This window comes from Streptomyces sp. G-G2, assembly GCF_030063135.1.
GTDB lineage: Bacteria > Actinomycetota > Actinomycetes > Streptomycetales > Streptomycetaceae > Streptomyces.
The window spans coordinates 138,734-160,288 of record NZ_JASISO010000006.1 but is presented as its reverse complement, the minus strand read 5'-3'; the positions used below and the strand labels follow the sequence as shown (position 1 = coordinate 160,288).

The window sequence follows — 21,555 nt, the reverse complement described above, 5'->3', positions numbered from 1 at the left end:
TAGACCACGCCTCTCGTGGATACCTACGGTCAGGACGTGCGGATGCCTTCGAATCACACGAACATGTCCACGAAACAAGGCTGAAGTCCTCAAGAAGTCCACCAGAGGGCATCAGGTTGGCCCGTCGAGCGCCTTTTCCTTGTGAAGAACTTCACGAACCTCGTGTGGACGAGGGGTCTTTCAGCCCCCCGGCGGCCCTCCATTGGCCCTCCAGGGACCCCGGCGGGACCCGGCCGGGACCCTCCGCAGGGCCCCCGGCGGGTCCTCCGGTCAGGCCGCCGACCAGCAGATCCCGTCGAGGATGTCGTGCTCGGAGACGACGACCTCCGTGGCGCCCGTACGCTCCATCACGGCCAGCAGGACCAGCGCGCCCGCGCCGATCACGTCGACCCGGCCGGGGTGCATGACGCCGATCGCCGAGCGCTCCGCGTGCGTCTGCGTCAGCATCCGCTCGCTGATCTCACGGACCGCGGCGTACGGGATCCGGCTGTGGTGGATCGCCTGCGAGTCGTACTCCGCCAGGCCCAGCGCGATGCCCGCGACCGTGGTCACGGAGCCCGCCAGGCCCACCAGGGTGCGCGCCTCACCCAGCGGCACCGTCCCGGCCGCCAGGTCCAGGGCCGCCTCGATGTCGGCCCTCATCGCCGCGACCTGCGCCCCGGTCGGCGGGTCGGTGACGACCCCGTCCACGACCAGGTGGCGTTCGGTCATCCGGACGCAGCCCACGTCCACCGAGCGCGCGGCGCGCACCCGGTCGTCGCCGACCACGAACTCGGTCGAGCCGCCGCCGATGTCCACCACGAGGTAGGGCTTCGCCAGGTCGTCGCGGCCCTTCAGCTCCTTGGTGGCGCCGTTGAAGGAGAACTCCGCCTCCTGGTCCCCGCTGATCACCTCGGGCTCGACGCCCAGGATGTCCAGGACCCCCTGGACGAACTCGTCCCGGTTCTCCGCGTCGCGCGAGGCGGAGGTGGCCACGAAGCGGACCCGCTCGGCGCCCAGCTCCTTGATCACGACGGCGTACTCACGGCAGGCCGCGAAGGTGCGCTCCAGGGCCTCCGGGGCCAGCCTGCCGGTCCGGTCCACGCCCTGGCCGAGGCGGACGATGGCCATCCGCCGGTCCAGCTCGATCAGCTCTCCGGTCGCCGGGTCGCAATCGGCGACCAGCAGGCGGATGGAGTTCGTACCGCAGTCGATGCCCGCGACCCGGGTCACGCGACCGGCTCCTGCCGCGCCGGGGTGGCGCAGGGGGTGACGCAGGCGCCCTTGGCCCACCACTCGGGGAGCATCGCGAGCGCCTCGTCGCCGAACGGGTTCACGCCCGGTCCGGCGGCCAGCGAGTGGCCCACCAGCACGTGCAGGCACTTCACGCGGTCGGGCATGCCGCCCGCGCTCGGGAAGTTCTCCAGGACCTCGATCGCGTCGCGCCGGGTGATGTAGTCCTCGTGCGCGGCCCGGTAGGCGGCGGCGAGTTCCGGGTCCGTGGCGAGCCGGGCCTGCATCTCCCTCATCACGCCGTTGGCCTCCAGCGTGCCGATGGCACCGGCGGCCCGCGGGCAGGTCAGGTAGTACAGCGTGGGGAACGGCGTCCCGTCGGGCAGCCGCGGGGCGGTCTCGACCACGTCCGGCTGACCGCAGGGGCAGCGGTGCGCGATGGCGCGCAGTCCGCGCGGCGGGCGGCCGAGCTGCTGCTCGAACGCGGCGATGTCCGCGTCGGTCGGCTCGGTCCGTTCGGTCTGGGGCGGGGGCGTCTGCATGCCTGGAGGAAGTCTTTCAGTCAGAGGTCGGTCGGTGAACGTCAGTCGGCGGGGCGGTCGGCCTTGTCGACGCCGTCCCAGACGTTCGAGTACCAGGGCCGGTCGGTGGTCGCCGTCGCGGTGCGGCGGCGCTCCTCGGCCTCGGAGTCGACCATGGTGTAGCCGATCTCCCCCGGTCGGACGTAGTGCAGGTGCTTGCGCGCCTGCTGTTCCGCGTACGCCGGGTCCTGCCAACGGGCCTTCTCGTCGCGGAGTTCGTCCAGTCGCTTGCCCGCCCGGTCGGCGGCCCGCTGCTGGTCCGCGATCTCCGAGCGCTGGGAGACGTACTGGCGCATCGGATAGGCGAGGGCGACGACCAGGGTACAGAGGACGAGGACGAGCAGCGCGGCCCGGCCGGTCAGCCTGCTGCGGCGCACCTGGCGGCGCGACTGCGAGCGGTAGACGTGGGCGGCGGTCCGCTCACCGAGCTGCTTGAGCCTGGTCGCGGTCGAGAAGGTGGAGAACCGATCCCGGTTCCCGGCCATTGACCCGCCTCCCCTCTGTACGCGTACCGGTCCACTCACACAGCAATACGTCCCCGCACACGGTACGGGACCGAGCGCGGGGACGTACGGAGGCTGTCAGGCCCTGCGGGGATTAACCCTTGAAACGCGGGAAGGCGGAACGGCCCGCGTACACGGCGGCGTCGTCGAGGATCTCCTCGATGCGCAGCAGCTGGTTGTACTTGGCGACGCGGTCCGAGCGGGCCGGGGCGCCGGTCTTGATCTGACCGCAGTTCACGGCGACGGCGAGGTCGGCGATGGTGACGTCCTCGGTCTCACCGGAACGGTGCGACATCATGCACTTGAAGCCGTTGCGCTGGGCCATCTCGACGGCGTCCAGGGTCTCGGTCAGCGAACCGATCTGGTTCACCTTGACGAGCAGGGCGTTCGCCGAGCCCTCCTCGATGCCGCGGGCGAGGCGCTCCGGGTTGGTGACGAAGAGGTCGTCGCCGACGATCTGGACCTTGGCGCCCAGCTTGTCGGTGAGGACCTTCCAGCCCGCCCAGTCGTCCTCGTACAGCGGGTCCTCGATGGAGACCATCGGGTACGCGGAGACGAGCTCCTCGTAGTACTCGGTCATCTCGGCGGCCGAGCGGGACTGGCCCTCGAACTCGTACTTGCCGTCCTTGTAGAACTCGGACGCGGCGACGTCGAGCGCGAGCGCGATGTCCTTGCCCGGGACGTAACCGGCCTGCTTGATGGCCTCGACGATGAGGTCGAGCGCGGCGCGGTTGGACTCCAGGTTCGGCGCGAAGCCGCCCTCGTCGCCCAGACCCGTGGAGAGGCCCTTGGTGTGCAGGACCTTCTTGAGGGTGTGGTAGACCTCGGCACCCCAGCGAAGGGCTTCGGAGAAGGACTCCGCGCCGATCGGGGCGATCATGAACTCCTGGATGTCGACGTTGGAGTCGGCGTGCGACCCGCCGTTGAGGATGTTCATCATCGGAACGGGCAGCAGGTGCGCGTTCGGGCCGCCGAGGTAGCGGAAGAGCGGGAGGTCCGAGGCCTCGGACGCGGCGTGGGCCACGGCCAGGGAGACACCGAGGATCGCGTTGGCGCCGAGCGAACCCTTGTTGTCGGTGCCGTCCAGGTCGAACATCGCCTGGTCGATCAGGCGCTGCTCGGTGGCGTCGTAGCCGACGAGCTCCGGCCCGATCTGCTCGATGACGGCGAGGACGGCCTTCTCCACGCCCTTGCCCATGTAACGGTTGGGGTCACCGTCACGGAGCTCGATGGCCTCGAAGGCACCGGTGGAGGCGCCGGACGGAACAGCAGCACGGCCGGTGCTGCCGTCGTCGAGGCCAACCTCGACCTCGACCGTGGGATTGCCTCGGGAGTCCAGGATTTCCCGGGCTACGACGACGTCGATGGACGGCACGAGCATCTCCTTCTGGGATGTGACGCTGGGTGTGCGGTGGCGTCAGGCCGTGGGATGGCCTTGCCGCCTAGAGCCTAACCGGCTCCGGGCACTCGGCCAGCCGACCACCCGGTCCGTGGGACGAAAAAGGGTCTGAATACCCCCCTTCCGGGACATACGGCAAGACGGAAGGAGCCCCCTGCGGGATGCCGTTCGCCCCGCGCACACACCATCGCCCGGCGCGTCGGGGGAGACGCGCCGGGCGATGGGATCAAGCGGTGGGGGTCGAGCGGTGCGCGAACGGGTCCGTTCGCGGAAGGTTCAGCTGACCTTCAGCTTCTGACCCGGGAAGATCATGTCGGCGTCCTGGACGATGTCCTTGTTCAGCTCGAACAGGTGCTGCCAGCCGCCCTTGACGCCCTGCGCCTGGGCGATGGTGCCGAGGGTGTCGCCCGACGCGACCTCGTAGGAGCCGTTGCCCGTCTTGGGGGCCTCGGTCTTCGGAGCGGTCTTGGTCGGGGCCGGGGTCTCGGCGCGCTCGGAGCGGGTGACCGGGGCCTCGGGGCGCTTGGTCTCCGACTTCGACTCGGCCTTCTTCTCGACCTTCTTCTCCGGCTTGGACTGCGGCTTGGAGGTCTCGGTCGAACCGCCGCTGTAGGCGGAGTTCGACAGGCCCACGCCACAGCTCGGCCACGCGCCCTTGCCCTGGCCCTTGAGGACCTTCTCGGCGATGGCTATCTGCTGGGACTTGCTGGCCTGGTTCGCCTGCGCGGCGTACGCCTTGCCGCCGTAGGCGGCCCAGGTGGAGGACGAGAACTGGACGCCGCCGTAGTAGCCGTTGCCCGTGTTGATGGACCAGTTGCCGCCGGACTCGCAGGCGGCGACGGCGTCCCACTGGGAGGCGGTCGCGGCGCTCGCGGCGCCCGCGGTCATCAGCGGAGCCGCCACGGCGACACCGGCGACACCGACGAGGGTGACGACACGGGTGGCCTTGGAGGCGCGGCGGTGCTTGCCCTTGCCGGAAAGCAGCATGGTTTTCTCCTCACCGACGCCTGCGAAGTGAGCTGTCGGGTTCGGGCGGATGAGTTGCCCGGTCGCGCACCGAGGTGCGCGGCTTAACCCCAAGCCGGTTCCGTGACCATCTCTCAATGGCCGGTTCCGGCACTTACTTGGTTCCCCCGCTCCTGCCTTCGGCGCTTGCGCGACGACTTCCCTCCGTCCGCCGGCAGGATTCGGCGATGCGGTCGAAGGAGCCCGCGGTGGCGAGCGATTCAGAAGGTAGACAGGTCTTTCCCCGATGTTCAACGAGGGACATCGGGGAGAAACGGCCCCTGCTTGCCCTCCCGAGACGGGTGTTTGCGCAGGTGAGGGCGGGGTTTACGGCAGTCGCCGAACAGGACACGCCAGTTGAACCGAAGAGATGCATGTCTCACTTGCACGAATGGGACATACGAGGCGCACGCCTGCCCGAAGTGCCCCTATTTCTGGCTTAGATCGAGATTCTGACCCGGCGTGATGAGGTCGGCGTCATGCCCGATGACCTGCTCATTCGCCTCGTAAAGGGCATTCCAGCCACCCTTGACTCCCCGAGCGTGCGCGATGGCCGTCAGGTTGTCGCCCGCCTTCACCGTGTACGTCGGATCGGACGCGGCGTCAGGTGTGACGGGAGCCTCTTCGGCGGGCGTTCCACGGTGCTTTCCGGCGCTTGCGCCCGTTTCGCCACCGGGGAGGGTCAGGGCCGACGGGCCTCCGGCGGTCGGAGCGGGCGCGGGTGACGTCGGGTCGGACGTGGGCACGGGGCTGCCCGGTACGGACGGCGTGGGCGATCCCGTGGTCCCCGTCGGGCCGCCCGGGGTGCTGCCGGCGTCGGCGCCCGGGGCGGTGGTCTGCGGCGGGGCCGGAATCGGCTCGGGCATGACGGGCAGTCCGGAGGTGAGCGGGCTGCCGGGCGTCGACGGGTACGACCCGGGCGGGGTGGTGGCCCCGGGGATGCGGCCGGTCGAGGGCGACGGGGTCACGGGCGCGGGGGCCTGCGCACCGGCGGCCGGGGCCGGGGACTCCTCGGGCCGCACCGGGGTCGGCGCGATGGAACCGGATCCTCCGGGCGTCCCCGGATCCACCGAGGCGGCGGGGCCCTGCCGGGTGAGCCCGGAGGACTCCCCGCACAGCGGCCAGGCCTGCGGACCCTGCGAGGCGAGCACGCGCTCGGCGATGGTGATCTGCTGCGAGCGGCTGGCCAGGTCGGGCCGTGCGGCGAACTCCAGACCGCCCGCACTCCGCCACTGCGCCAGGGTGAACTGGAGCCCGCCGTAGGACCCGCTGCCGAAGTCGGCGCTCCAGGTGCCGCCGCTCTCGCACTCGGCCACCTTGTCCCAGGTGGTGGTCTCCGCCGCGCTCGCGCCAGTGGCGGCGAACAGCGGCAGGGCGAGTGCGGAGCCCGCGACTCCGGCGGTGACGACAAGTGCGGGGACCTGACGGGGGCGTCTGTGGCGGCCGTTCCCGGAGCGCATGAGCGTGGACCTTTCGCGTGGCGGCGGGGCGACGCGAACCTAGCCGGGTTCGAACGCTTGTCACAAGTCGATGATGCGCAGATCACGTCGAGGTCACAAATGTGACGGTGTATCAGCTGGGGCCCCCGGCAGACCCGTCGGAGAGCCTCAGCCCGCGTCCGAAACGTTTGGGGGTGTGAAGCGGACGGGAAGCGTGCGCAGGCCACGCATGATCAGTCCGCCGCGCCAGCGCAGCTCCTCGGGGGGAATGGCGAGTTCCAGATCGGGCAGACGCGTCAGCAAAGTCGCGAGCGCCGTCTGACCCTCCAGCCGGGCAAGCGGAGCGCCCAGACAGTAGTGGATGCCGTGCCCGTATCCGAGGTGCTGGTTGTCACCGCGCGAGAGGTCCAGGGTGTCGGGCTCGGCGAACCGCTCGGGGTCGCGGTCGGCCGCCGCGAGGACCACGAGCACCGGATCGCCCGCCGTGATGTCCTGGCCGCCCAGGGTCAGGTCCTCGGTGGCGAAGCGCCAGGTGGCCAGCTCGACCGGGCCGTCGTAGCGGAGCAGTTCCTCGACCCCGGTGGCGAGCAGGCCGCTCTCGCCCGCCGCGAGGGAGTCCTGGAGGCGGGCGCGCTGGTCCGGATTCATGAAGAGGGAGTGGACCCCGTTGCCGATGAGGTTCACCGTGGTCTCGAACCCGGCGAACAACAGGATGAAGGCCATGGCGGCGGCCTCGTTCTCCGTCAGGTGCTCGCCGTGGTCGCTGGCCCGGATCAGACCCGAGATCAGGTCGTCGCCGGGTTCGTCCCTTTTACGGTGGATCAGCTCGACCAGATAGTTCCGCATCTTCTTCACGGAGCGCGCGACCCCGCCGCGCGGGCCGCCGCCGTGCCGGATCATCATCCCGGCCCAGTCCCGGAAGTCGTCCTGGTCCTCGCGCGGTACGCCGAGCAGCTCGCAGATGGCGTAGATGGGGAGCGGGAACGCGAAGTCGTGGATGAGGTCCGCCTCCCCCTTCTCCGCCTCCCCCTTCTCCGCGGTCCTCGCCTTTTCGATGAACGCGTCGATGAGCTGGTCGGTCAGCTCCTGCACCCGCGGGGCGAACTCGGCGACCCGGGCCGGGGTGAAGGCCTTCGAGACCAGTCGGCGCAGCCGGGTGTGGTCCGGCGGGTCGATGTTGAGCAGGTGCGTCATCAGCTCGGCCTTGCGCTCCCCCGGGATCCCCGTCCTGCCCTTGGCGTGCGCGGACCCCGCGTGGTTCGCCGGGTTCTTGCTCAGCCGCTGGTCCGCGAGGGCCTGACGGGCATCGGCGTACCGGGTGACCAGCCAGGCCTGGACCCCGCTGGGAAGCTCGGTGCGGTGCACGGGCGCGTGCTCGCGCAGCCAGGCGTACGCCGGGTAGGGGTCGGTCGCGAACTCCCAGGTGAAGAGGGGAGGAGCGGCCCCGGCGGAGGCCGCTGCGGGCTCTTCGGCGGGGGCTGCCGCGGGGGTCTCGGCGGGGATCTGCTGGTGCACCACGTGACCGTACCCCGGCAACCGGCCGCTCATCCCATATGACTGCTATTCCGCGGCTGTCCGCAGATCGCCCTTCCCTTGACCCCGGGTTCCCCGCCGTTCCTACTGTCGGTCTTGTGGATGTGACGATCTTGAAGAGCAGCTTCGCGGTGGTGGAGAGACGGGCCGAGCACGCGGCCAAGTTCTTCTACACCCACCTCTTCTGGCACAACCCCGGCATCCGCGAACTGTTCCCGCCCGCCACCGAGGACATGGAACGCCAGCGGGACCGGCTCTTCGCCGCCCTCACCCACGTCATCGCCCGCCTCGACGACGAGGCCCTCCTCCCCTATCTCCGCGACCTCGGCCGCGACCACCGCAAGTTCCTCGCGGGACCCGAGCACTACGCCGCCGTCGGCACCAGCCTGCTCGCCGCCCTCGCCGCGGCCTCCGGACCCGCCTGGACGCCGCCCGTCGAGCGGGCCTGGGCCGAGGCCTACCGGTTCATCGCCGACGTGATGACCTCGGGCGCCGCCGCGAGCGAGGACCCGCCCTGGTGGGACGCGGAAGTAGTGCGCCACCTGCGCTACGGACAGGACATCGGCGTCCTGACCCTGCGCCCGCACATCCCGCTCCCCTATCTGCCGGGCCAGTACGTCAGCGTGAGCAGCGCCCGGGTGCCCGCCACCTGGCGCACGTACTCCCTCGGCAACGCGCCCCGCGCCGACCACACCCTCGACCTCCACGTCAGCCGGATCGAGGGCGGCAGGCTCAGCGGCGTCCTGGTCCGGGACACCGGGCCCGGCGAGAGCCTGCGGCTCGGCGCGGCGGGCGGCCGGGTCGCGCTGCGCCGCGCGGACCGGCCCGCCACCTTCATCGCGGCCGGCACCGGCTGGGCCCCGGTGCGCGCCATGCTGGAGCAGCTGCTGGCGCACCCCCCGGATCAGGGCGTACGGCTCTTCGTCGTCGCGCGCGACGCGGCGCACCTGTACGACCGGCCGCTGATCGACGCCTGCGCGGCCGCGCACCGCTGGCTCGCCGTCACCTACATCACGCCCGCGCCCGGGCGCCGCCGCGAGGAGGCCACCGACCGGCTCGCGACCGCGCTCGGCACCCGCGGGCTCTGGCCCGACCAGGACGTGTACCTGAGCGGGCCGCCGCCGTTCGTCGAGCGGACCGCGGCGCTGCTGGCGGAGCTGGGCGCCGTCCCGGACCGGGTCCACCACGACGCGGTGCCCGCGCCCCCCGGACCGGGCACACCCCGCCCGCTGGGTTTCGGCGAGTGGTTCCTGAACCGTCCCGCACCGCACTGGCACAACCCCGGCGGCCGGGCCCCCCGCCCCTGAGGCAGGGCCAGCGGGACGGCCGGAGGGAGGCGCCGGAGGGAGGCGCCGAAGAGGGGTGTCAGACGGGGCGGACGCCCTCGGCGGCGCGGATCGCGTCCCGGTAGACGCGGGCCGCCGCGCGCAGCGCGGTCTCGGGATCGGTCCCCGCCGCCTCGGCGCGCACCGCCAGGGCCAGCAGCTCGTACCCGATGCCCTCGCCGCCCGGCAGCGGCACGTCCAGCGCGCCCGTACGGACCCGGCCCGCGAGCTTCGCCGCGAGCGCCAGGCCGGGCTGGGCCAGCGGGACCCCGTCGGTCACCGATGCGCGCCGCTTCTCCTCGGCCTTGGTGCGCTGCCAGATCGCGTGGACGTCCTCGGGCGTGTCCGCGCGTTCGTCGCCGAAGACGTGCGGGTGGCGGTGGATCAGCTTCTCGACGATGCTTCCGGCCACGTCGTCGATGGAGAAGGGCTCGTCCTCTTCTCCCGCTCCGCCCTCTTCGGCGATCCGCGCGTGGAAGACGACCTGGAGGAGTACGTCGCCCAGCTCCTCCCGCAGATCGTCGCGGTCGCCGTCCTCGATCGCCTCGACGAGTTCGTACGCTTCCTCGATGCCGTACGCCGCGAGGCCCTCGTGGGTCTGGCGGGAGGTCCAGGGGCACTCGCGGCGGACCCGGTCCATGACCTGGACCAGGTCGAGCAGCCGGGCGCCGGGCAGGTCGTAGGAGCCGGGCAGCAGTTCCAGGTCGGGCATGGAGACCCGGCCGGAGCCGGCCAGCCGGGCCAGCCCGTCGGTGAGCCGCTGGTCGCCCTCGCCGCCGGGCAGGATCACCACGGTGCGGCCGCCCGCGCAGGCCTCGACCAGCTCGGGCGCGTCCGGCACGGCCCCCTCGACCTCGACGCCCGCCTCGCGCAGGTACGGCAGCTGCGGATGGCCGGGGTCGGCGCACAGCACCCGGTCGGCGGCGTGCAGGGTCTGCCACGCGGGCCAGGACAGCAGGCCGGGGGCGACCCGGTGGCTGGCGGTCAGCAGGACGATGCGGCCCGTGGGCTCGGGGGCGGCTGCGGAGGCGGGTGCGAAAGCGTGGTCGGTCACGCTTCGAACCTACCTCCGGCGGCGGCTCAGGCTCCCGCGGGGGCCTGCTCGGGGGCGGTCTTCTGGTTCACCCAGGGGGTCCGGTAGCCGCCGAGCGCGATGTTCTTGGTGTCCCACGAGCCGTAGCGCGGGTTCACCTCGATCTTCAGCTCCTCGGCGGCCTTGCCCAGGGGTTCGAGGATCTTGTCGTCGCCGAAGCGCTGGCTGAGCAGGCCGAGGAGCAGCTGGAAGCGCAGCTCGCCGTCGATCTGGTCGGGCGCGAGCGGGACGCGGGCCTGCAGGGCCAGCTGTTCCAGCTGGTCCGCGCCCTTGGCCTGCTCGGTCTGCGCCTTGCGGGCGTCCTCGATGTCCCGGGTGCTGACCGACAGTCCGGCGTCGTCGGCGGCCTTCTCCAGGATGCGGAGCTGGATCATCTTTCCGAGCTTGACCCGTTCCAGGCCCGCACTGCCCTCGATCAGCCGGTCCGACTGCTCCGCGCGGCTCTGGGCCGTGCGGACGTCCTTGACCTGCGCCTGGAGCGCTGCGGTGGTGATCCGTTCGCCGCCGACCACGGCCGCCGTGCCGGGGCGGACCGGGGAGGAGGAGCAGGCGGAGAGGAGGGGGGCCGCCACGAGGAGGGCGGCTGAAACGGAGAGCGCTGTGCGACGGTGCAAAGGAGCCTCCCGGGCCGGGCTGGATTGTGCTTTGGTGCACAAGGGCCTTGCGGTGATCGATAGTATGCAGTCCGGGTCGTCCCAGCTACCGCTTCGACCAACGATTCCAAGGGTGTTGGGGTGCGCGTTCACTCCTCGGCCATCCGGTGGTCTCCCGTCGCTGCGAGGGTCGGCCCACCATGCCGACACCGCACTCCCCCGGCCGCCCGTCGCGGCGCGCCGCGTACCGCTCCCGCAGCCTGGCCGGTTCGGCGCTGGCGGCGCTGGTCACCGCGGTGGCCGTGTGCGCCGGAGACGCCGCCGCGCGGGTCTTCCCGTACGGGCACCGTCACCGCAGCGTCAACGACCTGGGCAACCAGTTCGTCCCCTTCCACGCCCACCTGTGGGACCTGCTGCACGGGCGGGACCCGGGTGACCTGCTGTTCAACTGGCGCTCCGGGTACGGGACGGGCTTCCTGCCCGACTTCGGGACCTATCTGAGCAGTCCCTTCGCCCCGCTGGTCGCGCTGTTCCCGCGCGCGGACATCGACCTCGCCGTGTACGTGGTCACGGTGCTCAAGATGACGGCCGCGGCGGCGGCCATGGCCTGGCTGCTGCGGACGCGGCGGCCCGGGCCGTGGTGGGGGGCCGGGCTGCTGGGGGCCTCGTACGCGCTGTGCGGCTGGTCCGTCATCGAGGCCTCCTACAACACCATGTGGCTGGACGGGCTGATCGCGTTCCCGCTCCTGTGTCTGACGGGTGAATGGGCGCTGCGCGGGCGCAGGCCGGTCGCCGCCCCGCTGGTCGTGGCGCTGTGCTGGACGGCGAACTTCTACACCGGATACATGGCGACGATCGGCGCGGCGCTGGTGCTGGTGTCGCGGGTGGTGCTGACCCGCGAGGGCGTACGGGCCCGCGCGCGCGTGCTGCTGCGGGCGGCCGGGAGCGCCGCGCTGGGTCTGGCGCTGGCGCTGCCGGTGCTGCTGCCCGTCTTCCTCAGCTCGCGGCGGGCCCACCCGGGGTGGACCCGGCAGTTCGCTCCCGTGCCGTGGCCGGACCTGTTCGCCAGGCTGCTGCCCGCGACGTACGGCTTCGCCTCCCCCGCCCTGTTCGTGGGCACCGGGACCCTGCTGCTGGCGGCGGCGCTGCCGCTGCACCGGGGGGTGCCGGGGCGGGAGCGGTGGTGGGCGGGCGGGCTGGTGGTGGCAGTGCTGCTGTCCTTCCAGTGGACCCCCACGCATCTGGCCTGGCACGTCTTCGCCACCCCCAACGGCAGCCCGTACCGGCAGACCTTCGTGCTGGCCGGGCTCCTGGTGCTGGCCGCCTGGACGGCGCTGGCGGCGGGCCCTGCGGCGCCGCGGGCCCTGGCGGGGGGCGCGGCGGTCCTCGTCGCGCTGCTGGCGGCGTCCGCCGGGAGCGCGCTGGCGGGCCCGGTGGCCTACGGGCTCGGCGCGGCCGGGATCCTGGCGGCCGGGGCGGGGTGGTGGGCGCTCGCCCGGCACCGGCGGTACGCGCCGGCCGCGGGGGCCCTGCTCATCCTGACCCTGGTCGTGCAGGCGGCGGCCACCACCGCGTGGGGGCACAAGGGCACGCTCGGGGGGCTGGACGACTACCCCTCCTGGGGCGCGGCGCACACCGCGCGGGCCGGGGCCCTCGCCGCGGCCGACGGCTGGCCCGCGTACCGCACGGACCCGGGGCGGCCCGCGCTGACCGGCAACGATCCGCTGCTGCTGGGCGGGGAGGGCGGCTCGTACTACAGCAGTCACACCCCGGACGTGCTGACCCGCACGATGGCCACGCTCGGCGCGGGCTGGACCTCGCGGGGGCGCAGCGTGCAGAGCCTGGACAGCCCGGTGACGGACGCGGTGTTCGCGGTGGGCGCGCGGTTGCGGCCGGACGGCACGGTCGCGCGCGCCGAGGCGGCTCCGCTGGTGACCGTCCGCCCGGCGCGACCGCCCGCGGCCTACGGGCCCTCGCCGTTCCGGAACCAGGAACTCCTGCTGGGGGCCCGGGTCTACGAGGACCCGGTGGCGCCCGGGGTGTGCCGGGCGGGCACCGGGGCGTTCCTGTGGGCGCCCGCCTACCACGGCACGGCCCGCCTCGCCGACGGCGCCCCCTTCCGGCTGAACGGGAACGCCCCGCGCAACCGGGCCGCCGTGCAGCCGCTGGGGGTGTCCCGGGGCGCCGCCTCCGCCCTGGCCTTCGATCAGGGCGCGCCGGCCGCCTGGACCCTGGCCTGCCTGGACCGGCCGCTGCTGGCCGCCGCCACCGGGCGGCTGCGGGCCGAGGGGGCGGTCTCGGTGACGGTGGGCTCCCACTCGGTCCGGGCCGCCCTGGCGCCGGGCAGCGCCGGCACGGCCGTCCTGTCGGTCCCGGCCGTCGCGGGCTGGACCTGCGACGGCCGCCCCGCGGGGGCGTACCTGGGCCTGCTCGCGGCCCCGGTGCCCGGGGGCGGGCGCCCGCTCGTGTGCGTGTTCCGCCCGCCGGGCCTCACCGCGGGCCTGGCGGTCGCCGCCCCCGCGGCCCTGCTCCTGCTGGCGGTCCTGGGGCGTGCGGCGTTCGCGCGGCGCCGCGGGGGGCACGAGGGGGCCCGGTAGGGCTCAGCCCCGGACCTGGGTGAGCCAGTGCAGGGTGCGGCGGACCTCGGCGGGGAAGGGGTGGGCCGGTCCGTGCAGGTTCTCCGCGTCGAACAGGAGCCGGGCCAGGGTGTCGTGGGCCGCCGCGCGGTCACCGAGGGACAGCTGCAGGTGCGCCATGCGGCGGCGTACCTCCAGCGGCAGGCCCGGGTCCGGGTTCGCGTAGTGGTTCTCGAACAGGGGCAGCAGCGAGCGGTACTCGGCGAGCGCGGCGGCCGGTTCCCCGAGCTGCTCCAGGCACTGGGCGGCGTCATAGCGCAGGCGCGGGGACTGCGGATCCCCCGCGGGGAACTCGTCGGCCAGACGGCGCAGTTCGGGCAGGGCGCGGCGGTACTGGCCGTCGTCCATCAGCGTGGCGGCGTACTGCTTGCGCAGCGAGCGGACGATCGGCGAGCGCTCCCCGTGCTCGGCGACGGCGGCCGGGAGGATGTCCCCGAGGATGTCCCCGGCCTGGGTCAGGCGGCCCTCGTCCAGGAGCTTGCGGGCCTCGTCGACGGCCGCCGGGATGTCGGGGCGCGCCGGGGCGGGCGGGGTCTGCGGCGCGGGCGGGGTGGTGACCCGGTCCGGCCAGGGCGCCTGCGGGCGCAGGAAGGGGCGGGTGGGGTCCAGGGGGCCGGTGGGGACGCCGTGCGAGGGCAGCAGCGGCACCAGCGCCTCGTACACCTCCTGCGCGGAACCGGGCCGGTCCTGCGGGTCCTTGGCGAGCAGGTGCATCAGGACCGCTTCGAGCTGGTGGGGGACCTCGGGGCGCAGCTGGCGGACCGGGAGCGGGGGCTCGTACAGGTGCCGGTGGAGCACGCCGAGGGCGGTGGATCCGGCGAAGGGGACGTTGCCGCTGAGGAGTTCGTAGAGCAGCACGCCCAGGGCGTACAGGTCGGTGTACGGGCCGACCGCGCCGCCCATGGCCTGCTCGGGGGCCATGTAGGCGGGGCTCCCGATCGGCGAACCGGTGTGGGTGAGACGGGTGGTGTCGGTGTCCATGACGGAGGCGACGCCGAGGTCGAGGACGGTGAGGGTGCCGTCGGGGCGCACCATCACATTGCGCGGCTTGAGGTCGCGGTGCACGATCGGCACCGCGTGCACGGCGGACAGCACCGAGCACAGCTGCGCGACCACCGAGACCGCCCACGGCCAGGGGTAGGGGTCGTGCTCGGCCAGGTGGTCGGCGAGGTCGGCGCCCTCGACGTACTGCATGACGAGGTACAGCTCGTCGCCGTCGTTGCCCGCGTCGTGGACCGTGACCAGGCCGGGGTGGTCGACCTGCGCGGTGACCCGGCACTCGCGCACGAAGCGGCGGCGCAGTTCCTCGGCGACGGTGCCGGGGCCCGCCACCTTGTCGGGGCGCAGCAGTTTGACGGCGACCCGCCGGTCGAGGCGCCGGTCGTACGCCGTCCAGACCTGGCCCATGCCGCCCTGGCCCAGGACGGTGGCGAGCTGGTAGCGCTCGCCGAGGATGCGCTCGGTCACCGGCCGGACTCCCGGCCGTGTTCCTGGCCGTGTCCCTGGCCGTCGTTCTTCTGCTGCCGCAACAGCTCGCTCAGCTCGTCGAGTTCGGCGCGGACCTGGCCGATGCGCGGGGGCGACGGGGGCGCCGCGGGCTGCTGGGACTGCGGGAGGGGCCGGGTCTGCCGCGGCGGTGCCGGGGCGGGTGTAGCGGACTGCGGGGGGTAGCCGTATCCGTACGGCTGGTGTCGCGGCTGTTGCGGCATCGGCGGCGGGTACCAGTCGGTGGCCGCGGGCCGCTGCTGGCGACGCAGGTCGGCGTAGAGGAAGTAGGACAGGCTGGCCACGCCGGTCGCGAGCGACAGCAACATCCCGATGTCGGTCTGGGTGCCGCGGCCGTTAGGAACCGGGTCGGCGCCGACCAACCCGAAGCCGAGGATGCCGCAGGCCGCGGAGAGCACGAACAGCACCCAGTCCCGGCGTGCTCGGGTGACGATCGCGAGCCGCAGCATGGTGACCCAGGCCAGGAATCCGAAGCTGAGCAGCGGCACCAGCGTGAAGATCACGCGCAGGGTGACCGCGTAGACCTGGCTGCGCTGATTGCCGTGACTCTGACGCGGCGGCGGGAGGCCGGGGCCGTGCATCGCTGCTCCTGACGGGCGAATTCGGATGTGCTCGGGTGCGAGCGTATACACCGGCCCGGCCGACCGTTCAGGGGATGTACCCAACCGTTGCCGTCCGGCTCACTCCGCCGTGACCGTACCGTCCGCCAGAGCGTCGTAGAGCCCCTGCACCAGCTGTTCGCCGAGCCGCCCGGCGAGCCGCATCGCCTCCTCGAACTCGGCGAGCGCGCGGAAGCGTTCCCCGTACCGGCGCTGGTCGGCGAGCGGCAGCCGGGGCAGCTGGAGACGGCGTACGTCGAGCCGGGTGGCGGTGGAGGCGTAGCTGGAGGCCTGCCGGTTGTTGGCGGTGCCGCGCAGGAACCCGGCCAGGAACCAGGGGTCGACGGCCGCCGGGTCCGGGCGCAGCAGCTGGAGGTTGCGGCCCAGCGCGGCGCCCGCGTCGGCCGGGCCGACCACCCGGGCGACGGCGGCGGCGCCGACGACGGGGACGACGATGTCTCCGGACTCGGTCAGCACGGGCTCGTCGGGCGAGTCGGCGAGGGTGCCGGAGGGGGCGGTGCCCGCGTACACGTCGTGTTCGGTGAGGACGGGGGCGGATCCGGTCCCGCTGCCGGTGCCGGAGCGCAGCACCAGGGCGCCCGCGCGGGCGAGTTCGCCGATGGTGGTGCTGGGCGGCCGGCCGGCCTCGGCGGCGGGTCCGGCGGGGGGCGGGGTGAGCCGGGCGACGCGCTGGAGGGTCTCGTCGAGGCGTTCGCGTACGGCGCTCAGCGCGGCCGGGCCGCCGCCCGCCGCCGCGGGGGGCAGGTGGCGTGCGGGGGTGAGGTCCACGTCGTCGTCGAGGAGTTCGATGACGGGCACGCAGCGGCTCAGGCCGGGGGTGCCGGGCATGTCCTGCGGGCCCGCGGCGCCGTCGTACGCCGTCCAGGCGGCCAGTACCGCGTCGTGCACGGCGGGCCACGCGGCCCGGTCGCGGCCCTCGCCGCCGCCGAGGTCGGCGGTGTCGACGAGCAGCAGGCCGGGCGGGGCGGGGGCGTGCGCGGCGGGCTTGCGCAGCACCCACAGGTGCAGGGGGATCCCGTACGGCGGCGCGGCGCCCGCCGGGAGGGCGACGACGGCCCGCAGCGCGCCGCGGCGCAGCAGGTCGGCGCGGATGCGGCGGCCGGAGCGGCGGGCGGCGACGGCCGGGGGCATCAGCAGGACGGCGGTGCCGCCCTCGCGCAGATGGGCCAGGGCGTGCTGGACCCAGGCGAGTTCGGACTCGGTGCGGGCGGGGAAGCCGTACTCCCAGCGTGGGTCGTAGGCGAGGTCCTCGTGGCCCCAGCCCCGTTCGTTGAAGGGCGGGTGGCAGAGCACGGCGTCGACGGAGGGCCGCGGGAAGGCGTCGGCCCGCAGGCTGTCGCCCGCCGCGGCGCGCACCTCGGCGCTGCCGTGCAGGGCGAGCCGGAGGGCGGTGAGGGCGGCGAGTTCGGGCGCGGAGTCCTGGCCGTACAGGGCGGCGGCCGCGGCGACGGCGCGCAGCAGGGTGCCGGTGCCGCAGGCCGGGTCGAGGACGGTGCGCGCGCCGGGCCCGGCCAGGGCGGCCATCAGCTCGGCGGGTCCGGGCGGGGTGAGCGTGTACTGGCGGGGGTTCGCGTCGAGGTGGCGGCCCAGCAGGAACTCGAAGGCGTTGCGGGCCCCGAGGCCCGCGGCGAGTTCGGCGGCGGCGCGCAGCAGCGGCACGGACGCGGGCGCGGGCGCGGCGAGCGCGTGGCCGGGGCCGAGGCGGGCGGTGAGCACCTGGGCCAGGACGGGGCGCAGCAGCGCGGCCATCCGCTCGTCGGAGACGGCGCTCAGCTCCAGCCAGTCGGTGGGCCGGTCGTGCACGACGAGCAGGGCGCAGCCCGCTTCGACGAGCGCGGCGACGGCTCCGGCGGGGTGCCCGGCGATCTGCTGCCAGACGCGTTCGCGCAGCGGGACCTCGGCGAGCTTGCCCTGGGCGCGCAGCCAGTCCTCGACCTCGGGGAGGGCGAAGGAGGGGCTGGTCTCGGTGCCGCCGACCGGCCTAGGGAAGTCGGCGTGGCGGCGCCGCCAGTTGCTCACGGCGGCACGGCCGACCCCGGCGAGGCGGGCGATCTCGGCTGCGGTCACCTCTGTGGGGTTCTCCGGCATGCGCAGAGCATACCCGTACACGTACACAGGCGAGAGATCCCTTCACAGTGTGAACGGAGTCGTCTTTCTGCTTCATGTTGACTCGGTTCACACCATCTGCTGTGATGACACACGTCGCACCAAGCAGGCCGGAAAAGCGCTTGCCCGCGGCCCGCCGCACCACCACCCGCCACCGCTCCCGCGCACCACCGCCCCACCCCTCACCCGTGCCCCTCCCCTGTAAAGAGAGCCCCCGTGCGACCTGCCCGCATGACCGCTTCCGCGATCGCCGTCTCCGCCACCGCCCTGTTCACGCTCACCGGGTGCTTCCCCTTCGGCGGGAGCGACGAGGGCGGCCCCTTCCCCGGCCGGTCCGGCTCCCAGGTGGCCAACACGTCCATCGAGACCCTGCGCGGCGCCTCCTCGCTGACCATCACCGGCACGGTCCGGGACCAGGGCAAGCCGATCAAGATGGACATGGCGATCAGCAGGAGCGGGGACTGCCGGGGCACGATGACGGTCGACGGCGAGGGCTCGTTCGAGCTGATCCGCAACTCCCAGTACGTCTTCCTCAAGGCCGACGCCGCCTTCTACCGGACCCAGATGAAGGACCTCCCCAAGGAGCAGGCCGACGCGGCGCTCGCGCAGCTGCCCGGCCACTGGGTGAAGTCCAAGGCGAACGCCCAGGATTCCAAGGACCTGGCGCAGCTGTGCGACCTGGGCGAACTGCTCAAGCAGTTCGAGAAGAGCGCGGGGGCACGAAAGGAAGGGGTGGTGCCGCTGGGCGGCCAGCAGGCGGCCAAGCTCTCCACGAAGACCACCGACGGGACCGAGGACCTGTACGTCGCCACCACCGGCAAGCCGTACCTCCTCAAGGCCGTCGAGACGGGCAAGGAGCCCTCGGAGGTCTCCTTCTCCGGCTTCGACCAGCCGGTCCGGGCCGAGTCCCCGACCGGCGACGTCATCGACTCCGACGGCTGAACCCGACCCCCGCACGCCCGCCGCGTCCGGAAGCCGCCTCGCAGGGGAGGGCGGCTCCCGGGCGCGCCGGGTCACCGCACGCTCCCGCCCGCCCCGGCGAGCGATCCGGATCAAACGCGCGTACCGTCGCAAACGGGATGACGGAAGGAGCCCCGCATGGGAATTTTCGACAGGTTCAAGGACCAGGCCAAGACCAAGGGCAAGGACATCTCCGACAACCTCGAACAAGAGGCCAACGAGAGGTCCGGCAACAAGCACGCGGATCAGATCGACAAGGCCCAGCAGCAGGCGGAACAGCGCCTGGGCATTGACGACGACCCGAACAAGTAGGCAGCGTCCAGCCGCGACGGGAGGACCACCAGGTCCCCCACCGCGGCCGTCCTACGCCCCGGCGACTCCGCCGAGAAACGCGGCCCATGCGCGGGGCGCGACGGCCAGCCGGGGCCCGGCCGGGATCTTGGAGTCCCGGATGTGCACGGCCGTCTCACAGTCGGCGACCTCGACACACTGGCCGCCTTCGCCGTCGCTGTAGCTCGACTTCCGCCAGTCGAAGGCGACTTCGAGGCACTGGCCGCCCTCGCCACTGCTGTAGCTGCTCTTGAACCAGGCCAGGTCCGTGCTGTTCATGCCTCTCCCAGCCTCTTCTCGATCAAGGTCAGGGACTCGTCCGGCGTGAGCGCCTGTGCCCGGATGATGCCATAGCGCTCGGCGTAGATCCGCACCTGTTCCAGATCGGTGACGAGGTTGGGTCGGCCCTAGTTCTCGGTGTAGGCGATCTGCTGGCGACCTTTGGGGTGCAGGAGGCTGAACGAACCACCCATCGCCGCGTGTTCACCCCTGCGAGCAGACCCTTTCGGGTTCGGGCCGTGTGGACGAGGCCGACCGCCTCCTCCAGCACCGCACCTACGCCTACCGCGAGGACGGCTACCTGGCCGAGATCCGCGAACTGACCTCAGGCACCCGTCGGTTCGACCTCGACCGACTGGGCGGGGTCGCCGGGGTCCGGGCCCACGGCTGGACCGAGACGTACGCCTACGACGCGGCAGGCAACCTCATCCATGCCACCGCCCCCGCGCACGAAACCTCCGGCGACCGCGCATTCAACGGCACCCTCATCCGCGGCGCCCGCCGTACCTCGTACGAACACGACGCCCAGGGCCGCCTGATCCGCAAGACCCGCAAGCTCCTCAACGGTCAGCAGCTGACGTGGACGTACACCTGGAACGCGGAAGACCGCCTGACGGAGGCCGTGACACCTGCCGGCGAACACTGGCAGTACACGTACGACCCACTGGGCCGCCGAATATCAAAGCGGCGCTTGGCAGAAGACGGCTCGACCGCCGACCGCACGGACTTCACCTGGGACGACACCCGCCTGGCCGAACAGAACACGTCCGACGGCCAGGTCACCACCTGGGACTACGCCCCGGGCACCCACCGCCCCCTCACCCAGACCGACCACAGACCACTGGTCCGGGAGCAAGGCGCATCACTGCTGGCCCAACTGGCCCAGGACACCTCGGCGGACTACGCCACCCGCTTCCACGCCGTCATCACGGACACGGTCGGCACGCCGACCGAGCTGGCCACACCCGAAGGGGAACCGACCTGGCAGCGCCGCACCACGCTGTGGGGCACGAGTTTTCCGGCTGCGACGGATGTCACGTTCGCGGATTGTCCGCTCCGCTTTCCCGGCCAGTACGCCGACTCGGAAACCGGTCTGCACTACAACTACTTCCGGTACTACGATCCCGAAACCACCCGGTACATCAGCCCGGACCCACTGGGACTTACGCCAGCAGATAACCATCACGCATATGTACATGCTCCCCAGTCGTGGACTGACCCACTGGGCCTCTCACCCTGCAACTACGGCACAGACGACCTGTACAAGTCAGCCGCCGATATAAAGAAGGGCCAGTTGTCGCCCGCCGGCAGAGCGCTGCAAAAGCACGGCGATCCGAGTCCGGGGAACATCAAGAAGCGAGGACAGGCCCATGTGGACAATTACGATTTCGGTAAGGTGACAAATACCGAGAGGACTGAGATCGCGAACGAGATGATCCGCGACATCCTGACGGATCCCAACGTCGTGGAAACGGTGAACACCTCGGCCATCGCGCAGTATGGTGGGATCACTCGCGATTTCCGGGTGCCAGGTGGATGGGGCGCCCGATGGAGCTGGCGGAATGGCCAGCTCACATTTGAAGGGTTCCGGTGATGGGCGGATTGGACGGCGTTGACATGCGGTATCGCAGCGAGGACTTCGAGGCTGACGGGGCGCTTCGCGACGTGTGCGTCTTGGACGCCTCAATCAATGACTGGCAGAACCTCCTTGAGGGGCTGACACTTGCGGATTGGCCCGCCCAGTTCTCTTGGACCCTTTTCGAATCGACCGATGGGACGATTCCTGATGCCCGCAGTTTGTTTGACCGACTGGAGAGCGAGCCGGAGGAATCGGCTAGCTTGGCTGTGCAGGTAGGCGATATCTGGTTCACCTGCTATTTCTTCGATATCGATGAGATCGAGTTCACGTTTGACCCCGCCGACGTCGAGGACCCTGAGTCTTTCGCCCACCTGGAAGCGTTTGTCCGACGGCTCGGAGATTCGACTCACAAGAATGTCGTGGTGACGATGGAGGGAACTGATCACCGCACTATGCCTGCGTTGATCGAATATTCTCCGACGTAATTTATTCTCATGGGAGACTCGGGGAGGGCGATGTCCGCTATGAGGGGCCGGTGTGCCCATTGCAGTCAGGATTGGGTGCGCTGTTACAAGCGCAAGGATTCCGGCCAGATCTTCTTCATGTGTCCGGAGTGTGAATCCCTGTGGCTGAACGAAGAGGATGTGCACGACGAGACGGACATGTACCTGAGTGAATTCCTCCTCACGGGAGACTCCGCGAAGGACTGGGAAGCAATCGTTCCTTGTACCGAACCCACGGCCAACTTCAGCCTGCCCGGCGTTTGAGGGCCCGCCGGAGGCAAGACCGGCCGCGCTCGGCCCTCATCGTTCACCCGTTCGGCCCGGTTCGGGGTGTTCGGGCCGGGTAGGGGACG

19 protein-coding genes, 1 pseudogene and 1 riboswitch are annotated in these 21,555 nt (G+C 72.0%); of the genes and pseudogenes, 7 read left to right on the top strand and 13 right to left on the bottom strand.

Going from position 1 to position 21,555, the window contains the following annotated elements:
* Positions 1-270: 270 nt before the first annotated feature.
* The 7 genes from QMF80_RS07245 to QMF80_RS07215 all read right to left on the bottom strand — a co-directional run bounded on the left by QMF80_RS07245 (position 271) and on the right by QMF80_RS07215 (position 7,642).
* The gene (locus tag QMF80_RS07245) at positions 271-1,212 is read right to left on the bottom strand and encodes a Ppx/GppA phosphatase family protein (protein ID WP_283450618.1); all 942 of its coding nucleotides are present in this window, start codon (positions 1,210-1,212) and stop codon (positions 271-273) included.
* The gene (locus QMF80_RS07240; RefSeq protein ID WP_283450617.1) at positions 1,209-1,754 is read right to left on the bottom strand and encodes a DUF501 domain-containing protein; all 546 of its coding nucleotides are present in this window, start codon (positions 1,752-1,754) and stop codon (positions 1,209-1,211) included. Before QMF80_RS07240 ends, QMF80_RS07245 begins: the two co-directional genes overlap by 4 nt.
* Positions 1,755-1,795: 41 nt before the next feature.
* Positions 1,796-2,278: an FtsB family cell division protein gene (locus QMF80_RS07235; RefSeq protein ID WP_283450615.1), complete on the bottom strand. Its 483-nt coding sequence runs from the start codon at positions 2,276-2,278 to the stop codon at positions 1,796-1,798.
* 112 nt (positions 2,279-2,390) lie between these two features.
* Complete coding sequence (gene eno / locus QMF80_RS07230; RefSeq protein ID WP_283450613.1) at positions 2,391-3,677, bottom strand: phosphopyruvate hydratase; 1,287 nt, start codon at positions 3,675-3,677, stop codon at positions 2,391-2,393.
* Between the two features lie 294 nt (positions 3,678-3,971).
* On the bottom strand, positions 3,972-4,682 hold the full coding sequence (locus QMF80_RS07225) for a transglycosylase family protein (RefSeq protein ID WP_283450612.1): 711 nt from the start codon (positions 4,680-4,682) through the stop codon (positions 3,972-3,974).
* 2 nt (positions 4,683-4,684) lie between these two features.
* A riboswitch (cyclic di-AMP (ydaO/yuaA leader) is annotated at positions 4,685-4,856 on the bottom strand.
* Between the two features lie 272 nt (positions 4,857-5,128).
* The gene (locus QMF80_RS07220; protein WP_283450610.1) at positions 5,129-6,160 is read right to left on the bottom strand and encodes a transglycosylase family protein; all 1,032 of its coding nucleotides are present in this window, start codon (positions 6,158-6,160) and stop codon (positions 5,129-5,131) included.
* A 147-nt stretch (positions 6,161-6,307) separates the two neighbouring features.
* Entirely contained in the window at positions 6,308-7,642 is a 1,335-nt protein-coding gene (locus QMF80_RS07215; protein ID WP_502962795.1) for a cytochrome P450 family protein, read from the bottom strand.
* Positions 7,643-7,770: 128 nt separating this feature from the next.
* On the opposite strand from QMF80_RS07215, the gene QMF80_RS07210 reads away from it, so the two are divergent.
* Positions 7,771-8,979 (top strand): globin domain-containing protein, encoded by a 1,209-nt coding sequence (locus tag QMF80_RS07210; RefSeq protein ID WP_283450607.1) that lies wholly within the window; start codon positions 7,771-7,773, stop codon positions 8,977-8,979.
* A gap of 58 nt (positions 8,980-9,037) precedes the next feature.
* Here QMF80_RS07210 and QMF80_RS07205 read toward each other — a convergent pair whose 3' ends face one another.
* The gene (locus tag QMF80_RS07205; RefSeq protein WP_283450606.1) at positions 9,038-10,051 is read right to left on the bottom strand and encodes a nucleoside triphosphate pyrophosphohydrolase; all 1,014 of its coding nucleotides are present in this window, start codon (positions 10,049-10,051) and stop codon (positions 9,038-9,040) included.
* Positions 10,052-10,077: 26 nt separating this feature from the next.
* Positions 10,078-10,704: a SurA N-terminal domain-containing protein gene (locus QMF80_RS07200; protein WP_283450604.1), complete on the bottom strand. Its 627-nt coding sequence runs from the start codon at positions 10,702-10,704 to the stop codon at positions 10,078-10,080.
* Between the two features lie 179 nt (positions 10,705-10,883).
* Here QMF80_RS07200 and QMF80_RS07195 point away from each other — a divergent pair, with 179 nt between their 5' ends.
* Positions 10,884-13,280 (top strand): YfhO family protein, encoded by a 2,397-nt coding sequence (locus tag QMF80_RS07195; protein ID WP_283450603.1) that lies wholly within the window; start codon positions 10,884-10,886, stop codon positions 13,278-13,280.
* Between the two features lie 3 nt (positions 13,281-13,283).
* On the opposite strand, the gene QMF80_RS07190 is transcribed toward QMF80_RS07195, so the two are convergent.
* From QMF80_RS07190 to QMF80_RS07180, 3 genes are all read right to left on the bottom strand, one after another.
* A complete protein-coding gene (locus tag QMF80_RS07190) occupies positions 13,284-14,786 on the bottom strand; it encodes a serine/threonine-protein kinase (RefSeq protein WP_283450601.1) in 1,503 nt (500 codons plus the stop codon).
* Positions 14,783-15,406, bottom strand: a complete 624-nt coding sequence (locus QMF80_RS07185) for a hypothetical protein (RefSeq protein ID WP_283450600.1) — start codon at positions 15,404-15,406, stop codon at positions 14,783-14,785. The genes QMF80_RS07190 and QMF80_RS07185 overlap by 4 nt, the downstream gene beginning before the upstream one ends.
* Positions 15,407-15,505: 99 nt before the next feature.
* Positions 15,506-17,533, bottom strand: a complete 2,028-nt coding sequence (locus QMF80_RS07180) for an N-6 DNA methylase (protein WP_283450599.1) — start codon at positions 17,531-17,533, stop codon at positions 15,506-15,508.
* A gap of 249 nt (positions 17,534-17,782) precedes the next feature.
* On the opposite strand from QMF80_RS07180, the gene QMF80_RS07175 reads away from it, so the two are divergent.
* Both QMF80_RS07175 and QMF80_RS07170 read left to right on the top strand, forming a co-directional pair.
* The gene (locus tag QMF80_RS07175; RefSeq protein WP_283450597.1) at positions 17,783-18,493 is read left to right on the top strand and encodes a hypothetical protein; all 711 of its coding nucleotides are present in this window, start codon (positions 17,783-17,785) and stop codon (positions 18,491-18,493) included.
* A 156-nt stretch (positions 18,494-18,649) separates the two neighbouring features.
* Positions 18,650-18,823 carry an antitoxin gene (locus tag QMF80_RS07170; protein ID WP_283450595.1) on the top strand — a complete coding sequence of 58 codons (174 nt, stop codon included), beginning with the start codon at positions 18,650-18,652 and terminating at the stop codon, positions 18,821-18,823.
* Between the two features lie 51 nt (positions 18,824-18,874).
* Here the strand turns inward: QMF80_RS07170 and QMF80_RS07165 are convergent, their stop codons facing one another.
* Positions 18,875-19,120, bottom strand: a complete 246-nt coding sequence (locus QMF80_RS07165; protein ID WP_283450593.1) for a DUF397 domain-containing protein — start codon at positions 19,118-19,120, stop codon at positions 18,875-18,877.
* Positions 19,121-19,379: 259 nt separating this feature from the next.
* Between QMF80_RS07165 and QMF80_RS07160 the strand changes: the two are divergent.
* The 3 genes and pseudogenes from QMF80_RS07160 to QMF80_RS07150 form a co-directional block, all read left to right on the top strand.
* A pseudogene (locus QMF80_RS07160) lies at positions 19,380-20,360 on the top strand (RHS repeat-associated core domain-containing protein); the annotation flags it as partial.
* 353 nt (positions 20,361-20,713) lie between these two features.
* A complete protein-coding gene (locus QMF80_RS07155) occupies positions 20,714-21,184 on the top strand; it encodes a hypothetical protein (RefSeq protein WP_283450591.1) in 471 nt (156 codons plus the stop codon).
* 75 nt (positions 21,185-21,259) lie between these two features.
* On the top strand, positions 21,260-21,466 hold the full coding sequence (locus tag QMF80_RS07150; RefSeq protein WP_283450589.1) for a hypothetical protein: 207 nt from the start codon (positions 21,260-21,262) through the stop codon (positions 21,464-21,466).
* Positions 21,467-21,555: the final 89 nt, after the last annotated feature.

Excerpts from the sequence above, each read along its gene's own strand:
- QMF80_RS07220 (WP_283450610.1), bottom strand. The coding sequence starts at position 6,160 with ATGCGCTCCGGGAACGGCCGCCACAGACGCCCCCGTCAGGTCCCCGCA.
- QMF80_RS07170 (WP_283450595.1), top strand. The coding sequence starts at position 18,650 with ATGGGAATTTTCGACAGGTTCAAGGACCAGGCCAAGACCAAGGGCAAG.
- QMF80_RS07185 (WP_283450600.1), bottom strand. The coding sequence starts at position 15,406 with ATGCACGGCCCCGGCCTCCCGCCGCCGCGTCAGAGTCACGGCAATCAG.
- QMF80_RS07195 (WP_283450603.1), top strand. The coding sequence starts at position 10,884 with ATGCCGACACCGCACTCCCCCGGCCGCCCGTCGCGGCGCGCCGCGTAC.
- QMF80_RS07240 (WP_283450617.1), bottom strand. The coding sequence starts at position 1,754 with ATGCAGACGCCCCCGCCCCAGACCGAACGGACCGAGCCGACCGACGCG.
- QMF80_RS07165 (WP_283450593.1), bottom strand. The coding sequence starts at position 19,120 with ATGAACAGCACGGACCTGGCCTGGTTCAAGAGCAGCTACAGCAGTGGC.
- QMF80_RS07235 (WP_283450615.1), bottom strand. The coding sequence starts at position 2,278 with ATGGCCGGGAACCGGGATCGGTTCTCCACCTTCTCGACCGCGACCAGG.
- eno (WP_283450613.1), bottom strand. The coding sequence starts at position 3,677 with ATGCTCGTGCCGTCCATCGACGTCGTCGTAGCCCGGGAAATCCTGGAC.
- QMF80_RS07155 (WP_283450591.1), top strand. The coding sequence starts at position 20,714 with ATGGGCGGATTGGACGGCGTTGACATGCGGTATCGCAGCGAGGACTTC.
- QMF80_RS07225 (WP_283450612.1), bottom strand. The coding sequence starts at position 4,682 with ATGCTGCTTTCCGGCAAGGGCAAGCACCGCCGCGCCTCCAAGGCCACC.
- QMF80_RS07180 (WP_283450599.1), bottom strand. The coding sequence starts at position 17,533 with ATGCCGGAGAACCCCACAGAGGTGACCGCAGCCGAGATCGCCCGCCTC.
- QMF80_RS07175 (WP_283450597.1), top strand. The coding sequence starts at position 17,783 with ATGACCGCTTCCGCGATCGCCGTCTCCGCCACCGCCCTGTTCACGCTC.